Raw genomic sequence first — 19,171 nt, 5'->3', positions numbered from 1 at the left:
TACCGCCCTCGAGCCAGCCAGTCCGTTTCGAATCGCCAAGTGGCAACCCGTGGCGGTGGCAACGCTGTCGACAGTGATTCCAACGAAGCTCGAAGCACGCGCCTATGTCCCTGCAAGCCTTGATCGACGATGCCCTGGCGCGCACGCCTTCGGATCGTCCGGTGTGGATCGCGCTGTCCGGCGGCCTGGACTCCTCGACCCTTCTCTACCTGGCCGTGCAGGCGGCACGACGCGATCCGCGTTCCGTCTATGCCCTGCATGTCCATCATGGCCTTCAAGCTGTCGCGAGCGACTTCGAGCGCCACTGTCGTTTCCTGTGCTCACGGCTCGGTGTGCCACTGTTCGTCGAACGCGTCCAGATCGAGCTGGCTGGACGCGGCCTCGAGGCGGCGGCCCGTGAGGCGCGTTACGACGCCTTTGCCCGTCGGGTAGCCCCGGGTGATACGTTGTGGCTGGCTCAGCACTGCGACGACCAAGCCGAAACGTTTCTGCTGGCGGCGTTGCGCAGCAGCGGGACACGGGGACTGGCGGGTATGCCGTCGCTTCGTCACTGGCAGGGGCGGCGGCTGGAACGCCCGCTGCTGACCATGCCACGTGCCGAGTTGCTTCGTGTGGCGCAGAGGTGCGGATTCGCTTGGGTCGAGGATCCCAGCAATACCGACGAAGGCCTGGATCGTAATTATCTGCGCCGACGTGTGTTGCCACTGCTCGAGGCGCGCTGGCCTCACGCCGCCAGAGCACTGGCGCGCTCGGCAGAACTGATGGGGGAGAGCGACACGCTGCTTGGCGAGCTGGCCGCACAGGATCTGGCCGAGGCGGGAGATCATCCTGGCCGGCTTGCCTTGGCGGCGCTGCGCAGATTATCTCTGCCGCGTCGGCGCCTGCTGATCCGCCATGCCCTGGTTCGGCTCGGCCTGGCCTTGCCGCCTGCCGCCCGGCTCGAGACGTTGCTTGAGCAGCTCGATGCCGCCACGGATGCCGAGGTGCGCGTGACCTGGCCCGGAGGCGAGGCGCGATGCTGGCGCCAGGCGCTTTACCTGCTATCGCCGTTGTCGCCGATAGCTGAAGACTGGCGTGAAGAGTGGGATGGGGCGACGCCGATCGTGACTCCGCTGGGACCGCCAGGCTGGCGGATCAGCCGGGCCGACGGTTGTCCGTCCCGGCTGACGCTGGGCATGCGCCGGGGTGGCGAAAGGATACGGCTGGCCGGACGGGGCTCGCGCGATCTCAAGCGTCTGCTGCAGGAACAGGGGGTGCCGCCCTGGCAGCGTGAGCGTCTGCTGCTGGTCTGGGAGCGCGAGACGCTGGTGGCGGTACTGGGCGTCGCAGTGGCCGAGGGATGGCGGATGACATGCATGCCGTTTCCGGCCGAACATGACGTCGCCGTGCGCCACGATTAGGCGATGACCAGCTCGAAGCCTGCCGCTTTCTGGTTCTCCACTTCCTGTTCGAGTTCGCTCAGCAACAGCGGATGATGCAGCGCCTCGGGCAGGGTCAGGCTCAGCCTTTCCCCTGCCGCGGTCAACCCGACATTCGTGACGGCCTGCTCGGGACGCGAATGGTTGAGAATCACGGCCAGTCGCAGCAGGCGCGCCAGACGCACATAGCGTGAACGGACCGCAACCGGCAGGGCGTCGAGTTCCTTGAGGGGAAACTTGCGCCGGTGGGCGCGGACCAGGAATGCCAAGGCCTGCTGCTCGGGGCGCGAGAAGCCCGACAGATCGGAGTGCTCCAGCAGATAGGCACCGTGACGATGAAACTGGCTATGGGAAATGGCCAGGCCGATCTCGTGCAGCTCGGCGCCCCAGACCAGAAACTGGCGCTGTTCCTGGCCCAATGTCCAGGCATCGCTGACCTGGGAAAACAGATGCTTGGCCGAGGCGGCGACATTCTCCGCCTGGCGGGTATCGACGTCATAGCGCCGACGCAGTGTAGCCAATGCCGGATGACGCGAATCCTCCGGCGTGTTGCGGCCCACCAGATCGTAAAGGACGCCTTCGCGCAGAGCCCCGTCGGAATAACGCATGTATTCGAGACCGAAAGTCTCGAAGATGGCGCAGAGAATGGCTACGCCCGCCGGGAAGACCTTGGCGCGATCCGGCTTGAGTCCCTCGGCGACCACCTTGTCGAGCTGCTTGAACTTGATTAGCCGCTTGCGAAGCGCCATCAGGGCCTCATGACGTATCGTGCCGTCACTGCTCTGGCCATCGGCTTCCAGTACGCTGGCCACGGCCTTGATGGTGCCGCTGGAGCCAACCGGGTCCTGCCAGCCCAGCGCAAGATAGGGGCGGGCAATGTTGGCCAGCTCGGACAATGCGGCCAGCTCCGCCTGACGGAAGCGCTTCTCGCTGATTTCGCCATCGGCGAAGAAGCGCCGCGTGAACGCGACGCAGCCCATGTCGAGGCTTTCCAGCGCCCGAGGCTCGAAGCGCTCGCCGATGATGAATTCTGTCGAGCCGCCTCCGATATCGACGATCAATCGTCTGCCATGGACATCGGCCAAGGCGTGGGCAGCGCCCAGGTAGATCAGGCGAGCCTCCTCACGCCCGGCGATGATCTCGATGGGACGGCCGATGATGGCTTCGGCGCGGTCGATCAGCTCCTGGCTGTTGTGGGCGCTGCGCAGAGCGTTGGTGCCAACGACACGAATATCGGCGGCATCGATGCCATCGAGAAAAGGCGCGAACTGGCTCAGGCAGGTCAAGGCGCGCTGCATGGCCGCTTCGGTCAGGAAGCTGTTCTCGTCCAGTCCCGCGGCCAATTGCACCTTTTCTCCCAGCTTGGCCACGACCTGCAGCTGTCCTTCATGGTAGTTGGCCACCAGCAGGTGAAAACTGTTCGAGCCCAGGTCAATCGCGGCCAGGCGCCGGGGCGAAATTGCCGCTGTGTCAGTCCCGCTCATGGGTGGTTCCTTCACTCAGAGTTGCTGCAAAGGTTGCGGGGCCCCAGAGGGCTTGTCAATCGTCGAGACACGCCGTCCAATAGTCCTGCAGGAAAGCGTGATCCATTTCCATGATGAAAGGGCCAGGAGACGAGATGAGCGCCATGGTCAACGAGCTGAACGGTAACGATTTCGACGCTGCGGTGCTGGATTCGGAGGGCCCCGTGCTGGTGGCTTTCATGGCCGCATGGTGTACACCCTGTCGGCAACTCGAGCCGGGTCTCGAGCGGCTGGCCGTGGCGCGTCCCGATGTGAGGATATTTCGCCTCGACATTGAACGAGCGGACGAGGTGGCGGTCAAATATGCCATTCGTGGATTTCCCACGCTGGTACTGTTTGTCGACGGCGACTTCGAGGCGACCCGGGTCGGGGCGTTGACGGATGACCAGCTCAGGGCCTTCCTCGACAGCCATCTTTCCTGAGCGGGGAGCCCTGCGAGGACTTGCTTTCGGTCTTCAGCTTGACTACCATCGAGTCGTTCGCCTGTTCCGAATGCTTCTTGACCGCCTCGCGGTCCCCCAAGCCGTCAGTTAGCCCTAACGTTCTTTTTCTGGCCAAAGCCTTCTGCTGAAGCGGTTTTGGTAAGTGTCAGGCGACCTACAGACCTCTCTATTGTCCTCGGCCTTTCCCCGTCACCCGTTCCGGAAGTGACCCTTGACCGAGCATGTCTACCGAGAGGAAGAACGCCACGGCCCTGAACGCACCGCGCGGCGCAACGTCACCGCCTCCTGTCTCATTTTCCGGCAATGTCCATTGCCACGCCGACACGAGCAACTTCTGAACGAACCGATGAACCTTACCGAACTCAAGCAAAAAACCGTTCCCGAACTGCTGGAAATCGCCCAGGAAATGGGTATTGACAACCTGGCACGCTCGCGGAAGCAGGACATCATCTTCGCCATTCTCAAGAAACATGCGAAAAGCGGCGAAGACATCTATGGCGATGGCGTTCTGGAAATCCTGCAGGATGGCTTCGGCTTTCTGCGCAGCGCCGACAGCTCCTATCTCGCCGGCCCCGATGACATCTATGTCTCTCCTTCGCAGATTCGCCGCTTCAACTTGCGCAAGGGCGATTCCATCTCCGGCAAGATTCGCCCCCCCAAGGAGGGCGAGCGTTATTTCGCATTGTTGAAGGTCAACCAGATCAACTTCGACAAGCCGGAGAACGCCAAGCACAAGATCCTGTTCGAGAACCTCACGCCGCTGTTCCCTCAGGAGCGGCTGGTCATGGAGATCGGCAACGGCTCCACCGAGGATCTCACCTCGCGCATCATCGACCTCACCGCGCCCATCGGCAAGGGCCAGCGTGGCCTGATCGTCTCGCCGCCCAAGGCCGGCAAGACCTTGATGCTGCAGAACATCGCCACCTCGATCACGCGCAATAATCCCGAATGCCACATGATCGTGCTGTTGATCGATGAGCGTCCGGAGGAAGTGACCGAAATGTCGCGCACCGTGCGCGGCGAGGTGGTGGCCTCGACCTTCGATGAGCCGCCGGCGCGCCACGTGCAGGTCGCCGAAATGGTCATCGAGAAGGCCAAGCGTCTGGTCGAGCACAAGAAGGACGTGGTGATTCTGCTCGACTCCATCACCCGCCTGGCGCGTGCCTACAATACCGTGGTGCCGTCCTCGGGCAAGGTGCTGACCGGTGGTGTCGATGCGCATGCGCTCGAGAAGCCCAAGCGTTTCTTCGGCGCGGCGCGCAACATCGAGGAGGGCGGTAGTCTGACCATCCTCGCCACCGCACTGGTCGACACCGGTTCCAAGATGGACGAGGTCATTTTCGAGGAGTTCAAGGGCACCGGTAACATGGAGGCTCATCTCGATCGCAAGCTGGCCGAGAAGCGGGTCTACCCGGCGATCAATATCCGCCGCTCCGGCACGCGCCGCGAGGACCTGATTGCCTCTGAGGACGAAATGCAGCGCATGTGGATTCTGCGCAAGCTGCTCAACCCCATGGAGGACGTGGCGGCCACCGAGTTCCTGATCGACCGCCTGAAGGACACCAAGACCAACCTCGAGTTCTTCGAGGCCATGAAGCGGCGTTGAGTGCCGCGGTGCTCACGATCGGCACATCACGACAGCGGGCGGGGACATTCCCCGCCCGCTGTCGTTTGGCATGTCCGGCTGGTTCAGGCCGTCACTTTCTCGAGCGTCGCGCTGCCGGCCGGCGTGCGCCAGACCGGCCCCTTGATGACGCGGTAGTCACGGGACTTGACGGTATCGAGAAAGAACCACTCGGCGCGGGCATCGTCGTGGGTGAAGTCAACGAGCATGTAGCCTCGCTGCGAGAGGTTGGCGTAGCGCAGGTCGTCGACCAGCACCGTCAGCGCTTGGGCCAAGGCCTCGGCGTCGATGCCGGCAAGGTAGCTCTCCAGGCCGGGCGACGTGACCGACGTCACGGCGAATTCCACGCCCACTGCCGTGCCGTCCTCACGCGTCAGGAGCGATGCCCAGGCGTTGTGGGTATCGCCGGCGAGTGCCACCAGGCTGCTGCCGGTCTGCTGGAAGATCGCCAGGACCCGCTCCCGGGCGGCGGCGTAGCCATCCCAGGCATCCAGGTTATAGGGCAGAACGGTTGTGAGGCGCGCCTGTTCGCGGACGCTGAGGGTGTCGCCCCGGGACTGGCGTTGCTTGAGCCGGACGTATTCGCTGACCAGCGCCTGCAGCGAACTAGCCTCGGCGCTGCCGGCATAGACGGCCTGCAGCTGCAGTAGCAGCTCGGCGGGTAGCGTCATGCGCGCCATCAGTACCTGCTGACCGAGCACCTGCCAGCGTAGCGAGAGGCTGTCGGCGACCGCCGCCGCCAGCCATAGTTGCTGCGTTTCGCCGATCAGCTCGCGCATGGGATCGGCCAGATCGGCGGCGAGCGTGGCGGTATCGAACTGACCGTCACTACCGAGGTAGCGAGCGTAATCGAGCTGTTCGTCGCGGGCGATGAGCCGCGTGTCGAGCATCTGCAAGGCGACCAGATCGCCGAACCGGAAGCTTCGATAAATGATCTGCTCGTCGTCTTCACTGGCCGGACGGATTGGCAGCCATTCGAAATAGGCCTGCAGAGCCTGTTCCTTGCGGGTCGCGTAGTCGCCTTCCCCCTCGTCGTGGTTCTCGGCCCCATCCTCCCAAGCGTCGTTGGCCACTTCATGGTCGTCCCAGACGACGATCCAGGGCAGGCGGGCATGCAGTACCTGCAGATCGGCATCGGTGCGATAGAGAGCGTAGCGCTTACGATAGTCGGCCAGGGTCAGCAACTCGGTGTCGTTGTCTGCAGGGAGGGCGCGCCCCAGGGACGCGGCGTTGCCGGTGGCGTATCCGCCCATGCCGTATTCATAGAGATAGTCACCGAGATGAACGACGGCATCGAGGCCGCGAGTGTCGGCCTGATGGGCAATCTCGGCATAGGCGTGGAAGTACCCGGCCGGATAGTTGGAGCAACTGACCACCGCCAGGCTCACCCGGTCGGTGGTCAGTGGCAGAGTGTTCGTGATGCCGGTGGGGGAACTGACGCCGGCGGCACGGAACCGGTAATAGTAGCGGGTATCCGGTAGCAGGTTGCGAACATCGATCTTGACGGTATAGTCATGCGCGTCGCTGGCAATCATCTGGCCATTGTGGGTCAAGTTGGTGAACGCCGCGTCACGCGCCACTTCCCACACCACATTGACGTCTCCACCGTCGTCGAGCGGTGTGACACGCGTCCACAGCATGACGCTGTCACTGAGCGGATCGCCACTGGCGACGCCATGCTGGAAGGCCACCGTCCGCGCGTTGGCGTCACTCGTATCACTTCCGCTGCAGCCGGTCAGGCCGAAGGAGATCGACAGCGCACCCGCTGTCAACGCCGAGATCTTGAAAAACTCACGTCGAGTCAGTTTAGGCATGATGGAGTCTTGAGCAAATTGGGGAATCCCGATGGTAGGAACGGAGCATGACGGCTTCGTGACGTACAACCGGCAGCCACTCGGGGCATTCGGTGGTACCCTGAAGGCATTCGAATCGGCAGGAAAAGCCATATGAAATATAAGGATCTGCGCGAGTTTATCGCCGCCCTCGAGACGCAGGGCGAGCTCCAGCGGATCACCGCCGAGGTCGATCCTTATCTCGAGATCACCGAGATTTGCGACCGTACCCTGCGCGCTGGCGGACCGGCGCTGCTCTTCGAGAACGTCAAGGGCCACGACATGCCGGTGCTGGCCAACCTGTTCGGCACGCCCCGGCGCGTGGCGCTGGGCATGGGGCAGGACTCGGTGAGCGCACTGCGCGAGGTGGGCAAGCTGTTGGCGTTCCTCAAGGAGCCGGACCCGCCCAAGGGGTTTCGCGATGCCTGGGACAAGCTGCCCATCTTCAAGCAGGTCATGAGCATGGGGCCGAAGACGGTGCGCAAGGCGCCGGTTCAGGAGGTGGTGCTCGAGGGCGACGACGTCGATCTCGACCGGATTCCCATCCAGCACTGCTGGCCGGGGGATGCCGCGCCACTGGTGACCTGGCCGTTGGTGGTCACCAAGGGACCGCACAAGACGCGCCAGAACCTGGGCATCTATCGCCAGCAGAAGATCGGCAGGAATCGTCTGATCATGCGCTGGCTGAGCCACCGCGGCGGGGCGCTGGACTTCCAGGAGTGGCAGCGCGCCCACCCCGGTGAGCCGTTTCCGGTGGCCGTGGCGCTGGGCGCCGATCCGGCAACGATTCTCGGTGCGGTGACACCGGTACCGGATACGCTTTCCGAGTATGCCTTTGCCGGGCTGCTGCGAGGGTCGCGCACCGAGCTGGTCAAGTGCGGTCACGCCGATCTCGAGGTGCCGGCCTCGAGCGAGATCGTGCTGGAGGGCTTCATCCACCCCGACGACACCGCCCCGGAAGGCCCCTACGGCGATCACACCGGTTACTACAACGAAGTCGAGACCTTTCCGGTCTTTACCGTCGAGCGCGTCACGCATCGCCGAGATCCCATCTATCATTCGACCTACACGGGGCGTCCGCCGGACGAGCCGGCGGTGCTGGGGCTGGCACTCAACGAAGTGTTCGTGCCGATCCTGCAGAAGCAGTTTCCCGAGATCACGGACTTCTATCTGCCGCCCGAGGGCTGCTCCTATCGCATGGCCGTGGTGACCATGAAGAAGCAGTATCCGGGCCATGCCAAGCGCGTGATGATGGGCGTGTGGAGTTTCCTGCGCCAGTTCATGTACACCAAGTTCGTGATCGTGCTCGACGACGATGTCGATGCGCGACGCTGGGAGGACGTGATCTGGGCCATCACCACGCGCATGGATCCGGCACGTGATACGGTGATGGTGGAGAATACGCCGATCGACTATCTCGATTTCGCTTCGCCGGTGGCCGGGCTCGGCTCCAAGATGGGGCTGGATGCCACCAACAAGTGGCCGGGAGAGAGCGACCGGGAGTGGGGCACACCCATCGTCATGAGCGAGGCGGTGAAAGCCCGGGTCGATGCGCGCTGGGACGCGCTCGGTATCCGGCTGCCTTCCCCTTCTGCAAACCCGGCTGAACGAGTCGACGACAATACGCCCGACTGACGACGAGGACATGATGACGGCACGGATTCTGACCTGCCATGTCGAAGCGGTGGAAGATCTGACCGACGACGTCTTCCGGGTGCGCCTGGACAAGCGTACGGACGAACTCGCCCACGCACCGGGACAGTATCTGGAACTCAAGCTCGACGAAGAGACCTGGGTGCCGTTCTCGATCGCCAATGCCCACGAGGGCGACGGCATGATCGAACTGCACATCCAGCACTGGCCGCAACGGGCCAACTCCGTGCGGCTGCGCCAGATGCTGCACGAGACGACGACCATTACCGTGCGCATGCCCGGCGGCGATTGCGTGCTGGATCTCGACAGCCCGCGACCGTTGCTGCTGATCGCGGCGGGGACCGGATTTGCGCAGATGAAGGCCATGCTCGAGGCTGCGCTGGCCGCCGAGCATGTGCGTTCCATCGAGCTGTGGTGGGCGGCGCGCGAGCGACGCGATCTCTATCTCGAGGATCTGGCCCGGAGCTGGGCGTCGCGGCATGCTCATTTCCACCTGCATCTGGTGATCGAGACACCGGAGGAGGTCGAAGCCTCGCCCGGTGTCGACGTGCACCATGGCCGGGTGGACGAGGCCTTGGCGCGACGGCTGCACGATGTCTCCGGACACGATATCTACATCTCCGGATCGCCGGGAATGGTTTATGCCTGTGTCGACACCCTGGCGCCGATGGGGTTGGATGAAACGCGGATATTCTCCGACGTGTTCGCCTATGCGCCGCGTGTGCCGTTCCTGCCGCTGCCCGGTGGCGATCCCGATCAGGCGCCGCTGTCGCCGGGCGAGAACGAGGAGAAGCATTCATGAGCCAGTCGCCGATCCTGATTACCGGCGGGGCCCAGCGTCTGGGGCGCCACTGCGCCGAGCGTCTGCGTGACGACGGCCATCCGGTGATCATCAGCTATCGCCGTGAACGCGATGAATTGGCGGCTCTGCGTGCGCGAGGGGTGGTAACGCTGCAGGCCGACTTTTCCACCGAGCACGGCATCGTCGACTTCATTGCGCGGCTCAGGGCCGAGACGTCCTCGCTGCGGGCCATCGTCCACAATGCCGGCGACTGGAGCGCGAACGATGGCGGCGAGGGGGCTGGCGCCGACTTCGAGCGGCTGTTTCGCCTCCACATGCAGGCCCCCTATCTGATCAACCTGCATTGCCGTGAGCTGCTCGAGGCCTGTCGGGAGCCTCAGCGCGACATCGTGCACATGACCGACTACATGGCGCAGCGGGGCTCGCGCAGGTATGCCGCCTATGCCGCCACCAAGGCCGGACTGGACAATCTCACGCTCTCCTTTGCCGCGATGTACGCTCCCTCGATCCAGGTCAATTCGATCGCTCCGGCGATGATCATGCTTAACGAGGGCGATGACGACGCCTATGCCGAAAATGTCCGGGCTCGCTCGGCGATGAAGACGATTCCCGGGCCGGGCGTCATCTATCAGAGTCTGCGCTATCTGCTCGACAATGCGTATGTGACCGGGACCGTCCTCCCTGTCGATGGCGGTCGGCACCTGCGCTGAACGGTGAGCTGCAAGGCCATGGAGCGCGCGCTAGAATAGTGCACGAAGCGAAGTTTCCTATCATCCCCACGACAACCGAGGAGGACGCCATGTCCGAATACGATCCCAATTTCAAAGACAAGAGCGGTTTTCTTCCCCTGTTAATGGGGCTGATCGTGCTGGTTGGCATGTCCTGTCTGCCGGCCACCATCGTATGGGTGGAATACTTTACTTGAGGCTGGCATCCGCAAGGCGCCTCCACCGGTGACGCAGGCGCCGGGCGTCGAAGCGTGTCCGCGATCATGCCGGCGGGGCCGGGAGGCGTTTCGGGGTTGCCAAATACCTCGGGCCGTGTAGGATGAGGATAACTTCAGGAGATACTTCATGCCTCAGCCATCGACTCATCTCATCACCCACGACGCTGCCTTCCCGGCAGTCAGCGGTGCTGTGGTGCGTTCTGGCTATCACGGCTTTGGTTATTGGTATTGGTTTAGCGCCGGCGCGCCAGCGATGCGGTCCTGAACCCGCGAGGCGCGCCCTGAACCAGGGTTGCCTCCGTCAGTTTCGAAACCCCCGGTCGGCAACCCGACCGGGGGTTTTGTTTTTTGGATATCGGCCGGGGCTTTCACCCGGTGTGACCGAACGTCGATAAGGAGTCGAAATGATGAATCTGCCGACCGGAATGCGTTATTGCCAGGCTATCGCTTATGGCTATCGCCCCTGGCGATTTAGCGTCACCCGGCCGGTTCAGTCCGCCGCCTCCGGTCGGGGCATGTCGGGCGGCACGCCCTTGCAACGAAGTTTGTCGACCCGGCCCTAGAGGCCCAAGCGAACGAAGAGAATCGCCATGAACGCCCCATTGAGCCTGACCCGGACTGCTGCCAGCGAGACCGCTCCGATGCGTACCTCATGCGCCCTACCTACCTTGGAGGAGCTGCGGCGGGATCTACCGCTGGACGACGTCCTGCGCCAGCGAATCCAGAGCCAGCGCAATGCCGTACGCGCCATCCTCGAGGGACACGACGATCGCCTGCTGGTCGTGGTCGGCCCCTGTTCGATCCACGACCCGTTGGCAGCGCTGGAGTATGCCGAACGTCTGGCGGCACTCTCCCGGCGTGTCGAGGATCGGCTGCTGCTGGTAATGCGCACCTATGTGGAGAAGCCACGCACCACGGTCGGCTGGAAAGGCCTGGTCTACGATCCCCATCTCGACGGCAGTCACGACATGGCGACGGGGCTGGCCCTGTCGCGTTCATTGATGCGCGACGTCATGCGTCTGGGGTTGCCGGTATCCACCGAGTTGCTGCATCCCATGGTAGCGAGCTATTTCGAGGATCTGCTGGCCTGGGCGGCCATCGGTGCGCGCACCACCGAGTCGCAGGTCCATCGCGAGCTGGCCAGCGGTCTTGCGGCGGCAGTGGGCTTCAAGAATGGCACGGACGGTAGCTTCGATGTGGCCATCGAGGCGATGCATGCGGCGGCGCATCCTCATCGCCACTTCGGCATGGCGGCGGACGGCCGGCCCCAGATGATCGAAACTCCGGGCAACCCCCAGACGCATGTCGTGCTGCGGGGAGGGCACGGTCGGCCCAACTACGACAGCGCGTCGGTACAGGCCTGTCGCCAGGCGCTCGAGGCTGCCGGTATCGCACCGCGTATCATGGTCGACTGCAGCCATGCCAACTCGCGCAAGGATCATCGCCGCCAGCCGGAGGTGATGCGCGAGGTGCTCGCGCAGCGCCTGGCGGGGGAGACCTCGCTGGTCGGCGTCATGCTCGAGAGTCATCTCGCCGAGGGGCGTCAGGCGCTTGGCGCCAGTCGCTACGGCGTCTCCATCACCGATGCCTGCCTGGGCTGGGAAATGACCGAGGAACTCCTGGAAGAGGCGGCAGCCCGCCTGCGTGACCGATAATTCTGGCCGAACAGGAGACGCTACCGAGCATGCATATTCGTTTCGAGAGCCACGATTCCCGGCTGTATCGCCGCAAGGCGAAATTCATGGCGGTCATCGTGGCCGGGCAGTTCATTATCCTGGGGTTGCTGTTTTCCCAGCTGCTGACGTCCCGCTTCGGCTCCAGCCTGGGCATGAATGCTCTCGGTGTACTGCTCGGGTTGCTGGCGACCAGTGTCGTGGTTGCCGTACTGCGCGATCGGCCATGGATGCGGGACCAGCGCTACGTCTGGGAGCTCAAACGGCACTTGGCGCGGATCAGTGCCCATCTCCCGGCATTGCGTCAGGCGGGACTCGAGCGATGCGACCCGCAAGCCTTGGACCTGCTGGCGTTCTATCATCAAGGTATGCAGCAACTGGCCGATCTCAACGGACGCACCGTCGACGATGACAGCGAGCGCCTGGCCGAGCGCTTGCGTGTGCGCCAGGCTCGCAGGGAATGCCAACTGCCGGAACAGGTCAACGAGGTTGATCTCGAGGCGCTGGATGCCTTTCGTTAGGCAGGATGTCGCGCTTACCAGCCGAAGCGGTGCTGAATCTCTCCGCCTGTCGAATCGGGTTGCAGGATTCGCCACCAGGCCCTCAAGGGATGATCTTCGGCCAGGCGGCCGTTGAGTTCACCTTCGCCCCCGCCGTTCGCGGCCATCATGACGTCGGCCGTCAGGTCGAGTCCCGGCGGGTCTTGCATGGCCAGTTGCCAGTGATAGCCACCGCTGTCGCTACAGGTCAGGCTCAGGCGTGCCTGACCCAGCGCGATGGGATCCGGTGTCAGCAGCGCCAGATCATCGCTGGTCAGGGCTCCCCGTGTACTGATACAGCGTTGACCCCGGGTGGTCACCGCGAGCCTGCCCAGCCAGTCGCCGGTCGGGGCGAGCGGCAGTTGCGAAGTGTCGACTGCGCTCAACGACCCTCCCTCCAGTCGCCAATCGATGGCCAGGCCATCGAGCGCCGCTGTCAGCGTCCAGGCCCGTGCGGGCTCGCCCAGCGTGAGGTCGAGGCGTCCCGGCCACGTCACCTGCCAGGTCATGGGGCCTGCCGCGAGGGGAAAGGCGCCTTGCCGGGCGAAGGAAAGTTTCTCGATGCGACCCGCCAGCAGGTGTCCTTCGACGCTCTGCCAGCCGACCCCGCTTCCCAGGCCGCCTTTCATCCAGTTTGCCAGTACGGGCAGTGGCCAGTAGAGCGTCAGCGTGACGAGAAAGACCAGCGCGACGGACGTTGCCACAAGGCCACGTAATAACCAGCGTGTCATGGCGTCGCCTCCTCGGGCATGGCCGGTTCGCGTTCGAGTTGGGCAGCAAAGCGAATCTCGAACGCCAGGCCGGCCTCATCGTCTCGCGCAAGCGCCCAGTCGAGCGTCCACCAGCCCTGCTGGGCCGCCCAGGTACTGAAGCGTTCAAACGCCTCGAGGCTGTCGGCACGGCCATTCAGGCGCCAGCCATCGTCGCTCGCCTCCAGGTGATCCAGAACCAGGGAGTGATGCAGCGCTCCCTGGCGCCAGGTATCGGCAGTCATCGTCGTGACAGGAGGAAGGGCGGCGAGCAGGCGTGCGTCGTGCAGGGAGGGTGGTTCATCCGATCCCGGACCTGCCATTCCGGCGAAATCGACCTGCTGAATCAGTAAGTAGCCGGCCAGGATCAGACTGATGCCGGCACCGAGACTCAGGCGCAGTCGCTCCGATGCAGGACGACGCTGCCAGGCCTGGCGTGCAGTCGTGAATAGAGGCTTGGCGGGCATCATGGGGTCGGCTCCATATTCATTGCCATCTGCAGCGACAGGCGCTGCGTCTCGGCTTGCCACTCGGTCTCGCCCAGGCCGGCGAGACGCTCGGCGAGTTCGGAGCCGTCGCGGCTAGCGTCCTCGTCGACTTGCCAGCGCAGGCTCAACTGCGTACCGGTGACATTGAGGTAAGTCAGCTCCAGTGGCAGGGGGCGGGTCTGCTGGTCGACGCGCACGAGCGCTGCCGTCAGCCACTGATTGCGTTGCTGGAGGGATTGCAGGGCGACGTGGCGATCCTGAACCCGCTGTAGAGAGGGCAAGGCGGCGTCCTCGGGAAACAGGCTTGCGAGGCGGGCCCGTGTCTCGTCCGCCGAGGCACGCTGGTCGAGATACCCTTGCCAGCCGACGGCACCGAGATGCAGCAGCGCCAAACCCGCGATAGCCGCGGCCAGGCGGCGTGTGCTGCGAGAAAAAGGCAGGCGAGCGTGTCGCAGGGAGCGGGAGGCCGGCTTTATGCCCGGCATGGATGGCAGCGTTGTCGGCAAGTGCCGAGCGTAGTGCGGTAAAAGTTCGACGCAGTCCGTGCCGGACACGTGGTCGGCGACGTCATGCCATGGCCAATGCCAGGTTTTCTCGCGTAGCGCCGCGGGCAGACGTTCTTGCCACTCGCGGGGCCAGGCCAGCCAATGTTCCGCGGGGGGCGCGTGCGGGGCCGGTGGCGCCGCCAAGGTCTTGATCATCAGGTGGTGGGTGTCGGCGACCACGCTGGCCTCGTCGGCCGATGCCGGAGAGGGCTGGGCCATGAAGACCGAGGCCCAGTGTGTCGTACGGATGCCGCGCGCCGCCAGCCAGCGCTGCCATGCCAAGAGTCGCTCACGGCCGGTCACGAGCAGTGCGAGGTGGCCACGTCCCTGTTGCAGGGCCGCCAGCTCCAGCGCCTCGCCCTCGGTGCATAGCTGATCCTCGATGAGCAGCGGCCATTCGCGCTGACGCAGCCCCTTGGGCGCCGCCCGGTGGAAATGACTGGTGGCGGTGGGGCTCAGCAGCAGCACGCTGTCGTATTGCTGGCTGAGCTGCGCCAGTCGAGCGAGCGTTGCGGTATCGCTGTCGACGATCCGCCCCGTCTCGTCGTGGCCAGGCAGGCCCGTCGCGATCCAGTGGACCGCGACGGGCGCGTCCTCCGTCGAGGGAGGCTGGGGCGATTCGCAGAGCAACAGGAGTCTGGGGCGAGAAGAGCCGGCGGCGCCGCGCCGGGAGGACGGCAACCATAGCCGGCCGAGAGGCAGGGGACGAAGCAAGGCATTCATGGGGCAGACCCTTGGGGTGAAGAAGTGGGCGGCATCATCCAGGCACTCAGGTCGTCGCTACGGGAAAGGATGCGCACCTGCGAGGCAGGTGCGTAGGGCGACCAGCTACTGACGCCCTCCGCCTTGAGCAGGCGTCGGGCATTGAAGCGATAGCCGCCGACCTCGACGCTGATGGCCAGTTCGACATAATCGGGGGTCAGCGTCAGGCGATCGCCGTAGCGGTCGAGCCATTCGCTGTCGCCGCCCAGTTGCGCGCGTACGGCGTCGATTCCCGAATAGCCGATGGCCGGGCGGGCATTGATCAGGCGGATCAGATCGCCGCGCGCGACCTGGCCTTCGAATAGCGCTTCGAGCAAGGGGAGCTGAGCCAGTTGCACGCTGTTGAGATTGAGGCGCCAGGCGCCCGTGTCGGGCAGCACGCATAAGTCTTGCAGGGTCTGGAAGCGGGCGGTGTCGAGCGGCTCCAGCCAATTGAGTTCGCTGAGATCCGCCAACAGCGTGTCGGCACTGACCCGCGGCGGCGAGCCACGGGCGTAATCGACGCCATCCAGGCCGTTCTCGCGTGGCTGGGTGTCGGCATCGATCCAGTCCGCGAGCCGGGCGACGAAAGCTGTCGGCGTCAGGCCGCCGAGCGCCGAGGGCGGGCGATCCGCGAGTAGTCGGGCCAGTTGCTCGCTGGCCAGCGCCGCCTGGCTACCGGCCAGGGCGTTGAGGTTGAAGCAGGTGCGCATGTCGCGCACCACCAGGCGGATGCGGCCCTCGTCGGTGGGGTAGTCCAGCGGCTTGCCGGCCAGGCTCTGCCACCACAGGCTGGCCTGGCGCACGGCGGCATCGGTGAGGGCGCGCCGGGCGATGATCTCGGCACCCTGAATGTGGAAGCGGGCCTGAGTCTCGGCCTGCAGCAAGCCCAGGCGATGGATGTCGTTGCGGCCATCCTCGGCCAGCGAGGCCAGGACCATACCGACCAGCGCCAGGCACAGCAGTACCATGAGCAGGGCGACACCACGCTGTCGCGACATCACGGGGCCTCCCAGTACGGCAACAACGCGCTCATCTGAAAGCGGGCGCCGTTACGCCACCACTGCAGGCGGATGCCCGTCGGCAGCGTCCTGTCGGGAGGGGCCGCCATCCAGCGGGTACCGTCATAAAACTCGAACTGCACCCGCTCGACGTCATCGAGGCGGGCCGAGATCTGCCATTGCGGCGTGGCGGCATCGTCGAGCAGCCCCGTCGACCCCAGCCACAGGCGATGCCTGTCGCTATCCCATACCAGCCGCTGGCGGCGCAGGCGGGTGTAGTGGTCGTCGATGGGCAGCGGCCAGTCCCCTTGGGCCACCCATTCGAGCGTCTGACTGTCGGGCAGGTAGTCGAGCGGTGCGTTGAGCAGCGGCTGCCCCTGAACATGTACGGGACGCACGACCAGCGCCTCCAGACGCCGCTCGAGCAGCTGGACGAGGCGCACGTCCTGACGTAGGGCCGGTGGTTCGTTGAAGCGCTCACGCGTCGTTACGACGCCGTTGACCAACGCAGCCACGGTGACACCGATCAACGCGGTCAGGGCGATGGCGACAATGACTTCGAGCAGGGTGAAACCGCGTTGCAGAGGGTGGCGCGTCATGTCGAAAAGAGCCGAGTCATGGCGAAAAGAACAGGGTGAAGCTCAGGCCGGCGTGTTCGCGAGCGGCCTCTTCGAACAGGCTCAGCGTGCCACGACGCATGTTGCGCACCGGTGTGGACTCGACGTCCAAACGCCAGAAGCAGGACTGACCGGCCTGATCGAACTCCCCCTCGTGGCGACCGGTGCTGGGCCAGTAGCGGGTCAGCGTGAACTCATTGCCCAGCGCGCGGGCGCACAGGATCAGCGGCACGCGTTGCGCTTCGGCAAGACTGGCTCGGGTGCGCTGGTGCACGCCCTGGCTGACCGCCACGGCGACGATGGCCAGGATGAACAGCGCGACCATGACCTCGAGCAAGGTGAAGCCGTTGTCTGAGTGTTTACCGATGGGACGTATCATGGGCGGCCCGTTTCCTTGACCCGATAGACGCCCAACGCGTCGACTTCGAGGGCACGCTGCGCGCCGTCATGGCCGATGACCAGCCGCCCGCCGATCACTTCGCCATTGGGCCACCACACCAACCGGGGCATGTCGGCGGCGTCTGGTGACGCTGCGCCGGCGGAGACGCTCTCTTCCGAGAAGGACATCACCGAGAGTGACATCGGCCAGGCCTGCGGCGACAGACGCCGGCTTTCCAGCGGCACCCAGCGCCATACGCCGGCGTCCGGTTCATAACGCCAGGTGACGAAGCGATAACCCTGATCGTCCGCCTGCCAGCCGATGATCCGCTGGTCGAGAAAGGCCACGTCACGCGCCAGACCCAGATCACTGCGCAACCGCTCGGTGGCGGCGTCCAGACGTCGGTGATCATCGCCGCCCAGCCAGGCGACGCTGAGCGTCGTCGCCAGCGAGACGATCACGACGACGACCAGGAGCTCGAGCAGCGTGAAGCCGCGGGTATGCCTGGGTGTCATAGCATCCAGTTGCCGATGTCGGCATCGAGGCCTTCTCCGCCCGGCGCCCCGTCGGCCCCCAGACTGTAAATGTCCACGCTGCCGTTCTCGCCCGGGCTGCGATACTGATACTCGTTGCCCCAGGGGTCGCTGGGCAGGCGGCGAATGTAACCCTCTTCGCGGTAGTTCTTGGGCAGCGGCTCCTGGCTCGGCGCCTCGACCAGCGCCAGCAGGCCCTGGCGGGTGGAGGGGTAGCGATAGTTGTCCATGCGGTACATGTCCAAGGCCTGCTCCAGCGTCGACAGGTCGGCGCGCGCCTTCTGCTGCATGGCGTCGTCCTGGTTGCTGAGCACATTGGGCGCGACGATGGCGACCAGCAGGCCGATGATGAAGATCACCACCATGATCTCCAGCAGAGTGAAGCCGCGTTGACGGCGGGAGGAGCGGGAAGGGCGAGAGCGTGTCATGGGCTTTCCTCGGCAGTTCAATATTGCATGGCGCCATTGAGGCGCATGATCGGGAGCAGGATGGCCAGGACGATGGTCAGCACGACACCGCCCATGGTCAGGATCATCACGGGTTCGAACAGCGCCAGGGCCATGTCGACGCGCCGGTTGAAGGTGGTTTCCTGAGTGTCGGCCACGCGTTCCAGCATGCGGTCGAGCGTGCCGCTGGACTCGCCGCTGGCGATCATGTGCAGCATGGTCGGCGGAAAGCGGCCGCTTTCGGTCATGGCGCGATTGAGGCTGACCCCGGCGGCAACACGCTCGCTCAGCAGGTCGACGGCATTTCGCATCACCAGGTTGCCGAGCGTGTCGCGGCTGACCTTGAGTGCATCGAGCAGGGGGATGCCGCTGCGGGTGAGGATGGCCAGCGTGCGCGTCAGGCGGGCGGTATCCAACAGCACGATCAGCTCGCCCAGGCGGGGCAGGCGCAGCAGCCAGGCGTGCCAGCGCTGGCGCACGGCGCGCCGTCGCAATAGCCGTTGCGTGACCAAGACGCCGAGTACGCCGGCGACCAGTAGCCCCGGACCGGCGAACTGAAGGAATTCGGAAAAGGCAATCAATGCCCGCGTCAGCCAGGGCAATGCCATGTCCGAGCGCTCGAACTGTTCGGCCAGGCGGGGCACGACGTAGGTCATCAACCCCACGACGACGGCGATCGACACGCCCACCAGGACCAGCGGATAGATCAGCGCCGTGCGTGCCTTCTGACGCTGTTGCTGGACCCGTTCCAGGTGGTCGGCCAGGCGCTCCAGCACCTGGGCAAGACGCCCGGCCCGCTCGCCGGCGGCGACCAGCGAGCGGTAGAGCGTATCGAAGGTGGCCGGGTGCGTGCCCAGGCTGTCCGCCAGGCTGTAGCCCTCGCGCACGCGGGCCACGATGTCCAGCAGCATCGCGCGAGGGCGCTCCTTCTGGGTCTGCCGCGATAGCGCATCGAGGGCATCGCCGATCGGGATGCCGGCGTCGATCAGTGTCGCCAGCTGGCGGGTCAGTAGCGCCAGCGTTTCGTTGTCCACCCGGCCGCGTCGGGAGACGTTCTTTGCCTTGTCGCGGACCGGGACCAGCTGGCGCGGGAACAATCCCTGGTCGCGCAGCAACTGGCGCGCCTGACGCTCGCTATCGGCCTGCAGAACGTCTCGTCGGCGGGTACCCTCGGCGGTCAGGGCAAGATAACGGTAGGTCGGCATCGGCTTTCCAGGCT

20 protein-coding genes are annotated in these 19,171 nt (G+C 64.8%); 9 read left to right on the top strand and 11 right to left on the bottom strand.

What is annotated here, in order from left to right; translation table 11 throughout:
* The first annotated feature begins 104 nt into the window (after positions 1-104).
* Positions 105-1,400 (top strand): tRNA lysidine(34) synthetase TilS, encoded by a 1,296-nt coding sequence (tilS, locus tag ACYQ12_RS16275; RefSeq protein ID WP_459873773.1) that lies wholly within the window; start codon positions 105-107, stop codon positions 1,398-1,400.
* On the opposite strand, the gene ppx is transcribed toward tilS, so the two are convergent.
* Positions 1,397-2,902 carry an exopolyphosphatase gene (ppx, locus tag ACYQ12_RS16270; RefSeq protein WP_459873771.1) on the bottom strand — a complete coding sequence of 502 codons (1,506 nt, stop codon included), beginning with the start codon at positions 2,900-2,902 and terminating at the stop codon, positions 1,397-1,399. The genes tilS and ppx overlap by 4 nt on opposite strands.
* A 134-nt stretch (positions 2,903-3,036) precedes the next feature.
* On the opposite strand from ppx, the gene ACYQ12_RS16265 reads away from it, so the two are divergent.
* Positions 3,037-3,363 carry a thioredoxin family protein gene (locus tag ACYQ12_RS16265; RefSeq protein WP_459873769.1) on the top strand — a complete coding sequence of 109 codons (327 nt, stop codon included), beginning with the start codon at positions 3,037-3,039 and terminating at the stop codon, positions 3,361-3,363.
* A 367-nt stretch (positions 3,364-3,730) separates the two neighbouring features.
* Positions 3,731-4,990, top strand: coding sequence for a transcription termination factor Rho (gene rho, locus ACYQ12_RS16260; protein ID WP_459874539.1), 1,260 nt, complete (start codon positions 3,731-3,733; stop codon positions 4,988-4,990).
* Between the two features lie 83 nt (positions 4,991-5,073).
* On the opposite strand, the gene ACYQ12_RS16255 is transcribed toward rho, so the two are convergent.
* Positions 5,074-6,822: an alkaline phosphatase D family protein gene (locus ACYQ12_RS16255; protein ID WP_459873767.1), complete on the bottom strand. Its 1,749-nt coding sequence runs from the start codon at positions 6,820-6,822 to the stop codon at positions 5,074-5,076.
* 132 nt (positions 6,823-6,954) lie between these two features.
* On the opposite strand from ACYQ12_RS16255, the gene ubiD reads away from it, so the two are divergent.
* The 6 genes from ubiD to ACYQ12_RS16225 all read left to right on the top strand — a co-directional run bounded on the left by ubiD (position 6,955) and on the right by ACYQ12_RS16225 (position 12,435).
* Entirely contained in the window at positions 6,955-8,475 is a 1,521-nt protein-coding gene (gene ubiD / locus ACYQ12_RS16250; RefSeq protein WP_459873764.1) for a 4-hydroxy-3-polyprenylbenzoate decarboxylase, read from the top strand.
* Positions 8,476-8,488: 13 nt separating this feature from the next.
* The gene (locus ACYQ12_RS16245) at positions 8,489-9,295 is read left to right on the top strand and encodes an NAD(P)H-flavin reductase (RefSeq protein WP_459873762.1); all 807 of its coding nucleotides are present in this window, start codon (positions 8,489-8,491) and stop codon (positions 9,293-9,295) included.
* Positions 9,292-10,005 (top strand): dihydromonapterin reductase, encoded by a 714-nt coding sequence (gene folM / locus ACYQ12_RS16240; protein ID WP_459873760.1) that lies wholly within the window; start codon positions 9,292-9,294, stop codon positions 10,003-10,005. Before ACYQ12_RS16245 ends, folM begins: the two co-directional genes overlap by 4 nt.
* Positions 10,006-10,094: 89 nt before the next feature.
* Positions 10,095-10,220, top strand: a complete 126-nt coding sequence (locus ACYQ12_RS16235; protein ID WP_459873758.1) for a hypothetical protein — start codon at positions 10,095-10,097, stop codon at positions 10,218-10,220.
* 611 nt (positions 10,221-10,831) lie between these two features.
* Positions 10,832-11,896 (top strand): 3-deoxy-7-phosphoheptulonate synthase, encoded by a 1,065-nt coding sequence (locus ACYQ12_RS16230; RefSeq protein ID WP_459873756.1) that lies wholly within the window; start codon positions 10,832-10,834, stop codon positions 11,894-11,896.
* A gap of 29 nt (positions 11,897-11,925) precedes the next feature.
* Positions 11,926-12,435, top strand: coding sequence for a DUF3087 family protein (locus ACYQ12_RS16225; protein WP_459873754.1), 510 nt, complete (start codon positions 11,926-11,928; stop codon positions 12,433-12,435).
* 14 nt (positions 12,436-12,449) lie between these two features.
* On the opposite strand, the gene ACYQ12_RS16220 is transcribed toward ACYQ12_RS16225, so the two are convergent.
* From ACYQ12_RS16220 to gspF, 9 genes are read right to left on the bottom strand one after another with little or no spacing between them, the layout of a single operon-like run.
* On the bottom strand, positions 12,450-13,184 hold the full coding sequence (locus tag ACYQ12_RS16220) for a hypothetical protein (protein ID WP_459873751.1): 735 nt from the start codon (positions 13,182-13,184) through the stop codon (positions 12,450-12,452).
* The gene (locus ACYQ12_RS16215; protein WP_459873749.1) at positions 13,181-13,672 is read right to left on the bottom strand and encodes a hypothetical protein; all 492 of its coding nucleotides are present in this window, start codon (positions 13,670-13,672) and stop codon (positions 13,181-13,183) included. The genes ACYQ12_RS16220 and ACYQ12_RS16215 overlap by 4 nt, the downstream gene beginning before the upstream one ends.
* Positions 13,669-14,958 (bottom strand): hypothetical protein, encoded by a 1,290-nt coding sequence (locus ACYQ12_RS16210; protein ID WP_459873747.1) that lies wholly within the window; start codon positions 14,956-14,958, stop codon positions 13,669-13,671. The genes ACYQ12_RS16215 and ACYQ12_RS16210 overlap by 4 nt, the downstream gene beginning before the upstream one ends.
* Positions 14,955-15,977: a type II secretion system minor pseudopilin GspK gene (gspK, locus tag ACYQ12_RS16205; protein ID WP_459873745.1), complete on the bottom strand. Its 1,023-nt coding sequence runs from the start codon at positions 15,975-15,977 to the stop codon at positions 14,955-14,957. Before gspK ends, ACYQ12_RS16210 begins: the two co-directional genes overlap by 4 nt.
* A complete protein-coding gene (locus tag ACYQ12_RS16200; protein WP_459873743.1) occupies positions 15,977-16,576 on the bottom strand; it encodes a type II secretion system protein GspJ in 600 nt (199 codons plus the stop codon). Before ACYQ12_RS16200 ends, gspK begins: the two co-directional genes overlap by 1 nt.
* 16 nt (positions 16,577-16,592) lie before the next feature.
* Positions 16,593-16,973, bottom strand: a complete 381-nt coding sequence (locus ACYQ12_RS16195) for a type II secretion system protein (RefSeq protein WP_459873741.1) — start codon at positions 16,971-16,973, stop codon at positions 16,593-16,595.
* Positions 16,970-17,488: a GspH/FimT family pseudopilin gene (locus ACYQ12_RS16190; RefSeq protein WP_459873739.1), complete on the bottom strand. Its 519-nt coding sequence runs from the start codon at positions 17,486-17,488 to the stop codon at positions 16,970-16,972. The genes ACYQ12_RS16195 and ACYQ12_RS16190 overlap by 4 nt, the downstream gene beginning before the upstream one ends.
* Positions 17,485-17,934, bottom strand: coding sequence for a type II secretion system major pseudopilin GspG (gene gspG, locus ACYQ12_RS16185; protein ID WP_459873737.1), 450 nt, complete (start codon positions 17,932-17,934; stop codon positions 17,485-17,487). The genes ACYQ12_RS16190 and gspG overlap by 4 nt, the downstream gene beginning before the upstream one ends.
* A gap of 17 nt (positions 17,935-17,951) precedes the next feature.
* On the bottom strand, positions 17,952-19,157 hold the full coding sequence (gene gspF, locus ACYQ12_RS16180) for a type II secretion system inner membrane protein GspF (protein ID WP_459873735.1): 1,206 nt from the start codon (positions 19,155-19,157) through the stop codon (positions 17,952-17,954).
* Positions 19,158-19,171 lie beyond the last annotated feature (14 nt).

The organism is Halomonas shantousis (genome assembly GCF_054654615.1).
This window is presented reverse-complemented; position numbering and strand designations above follow the sequence as displayed.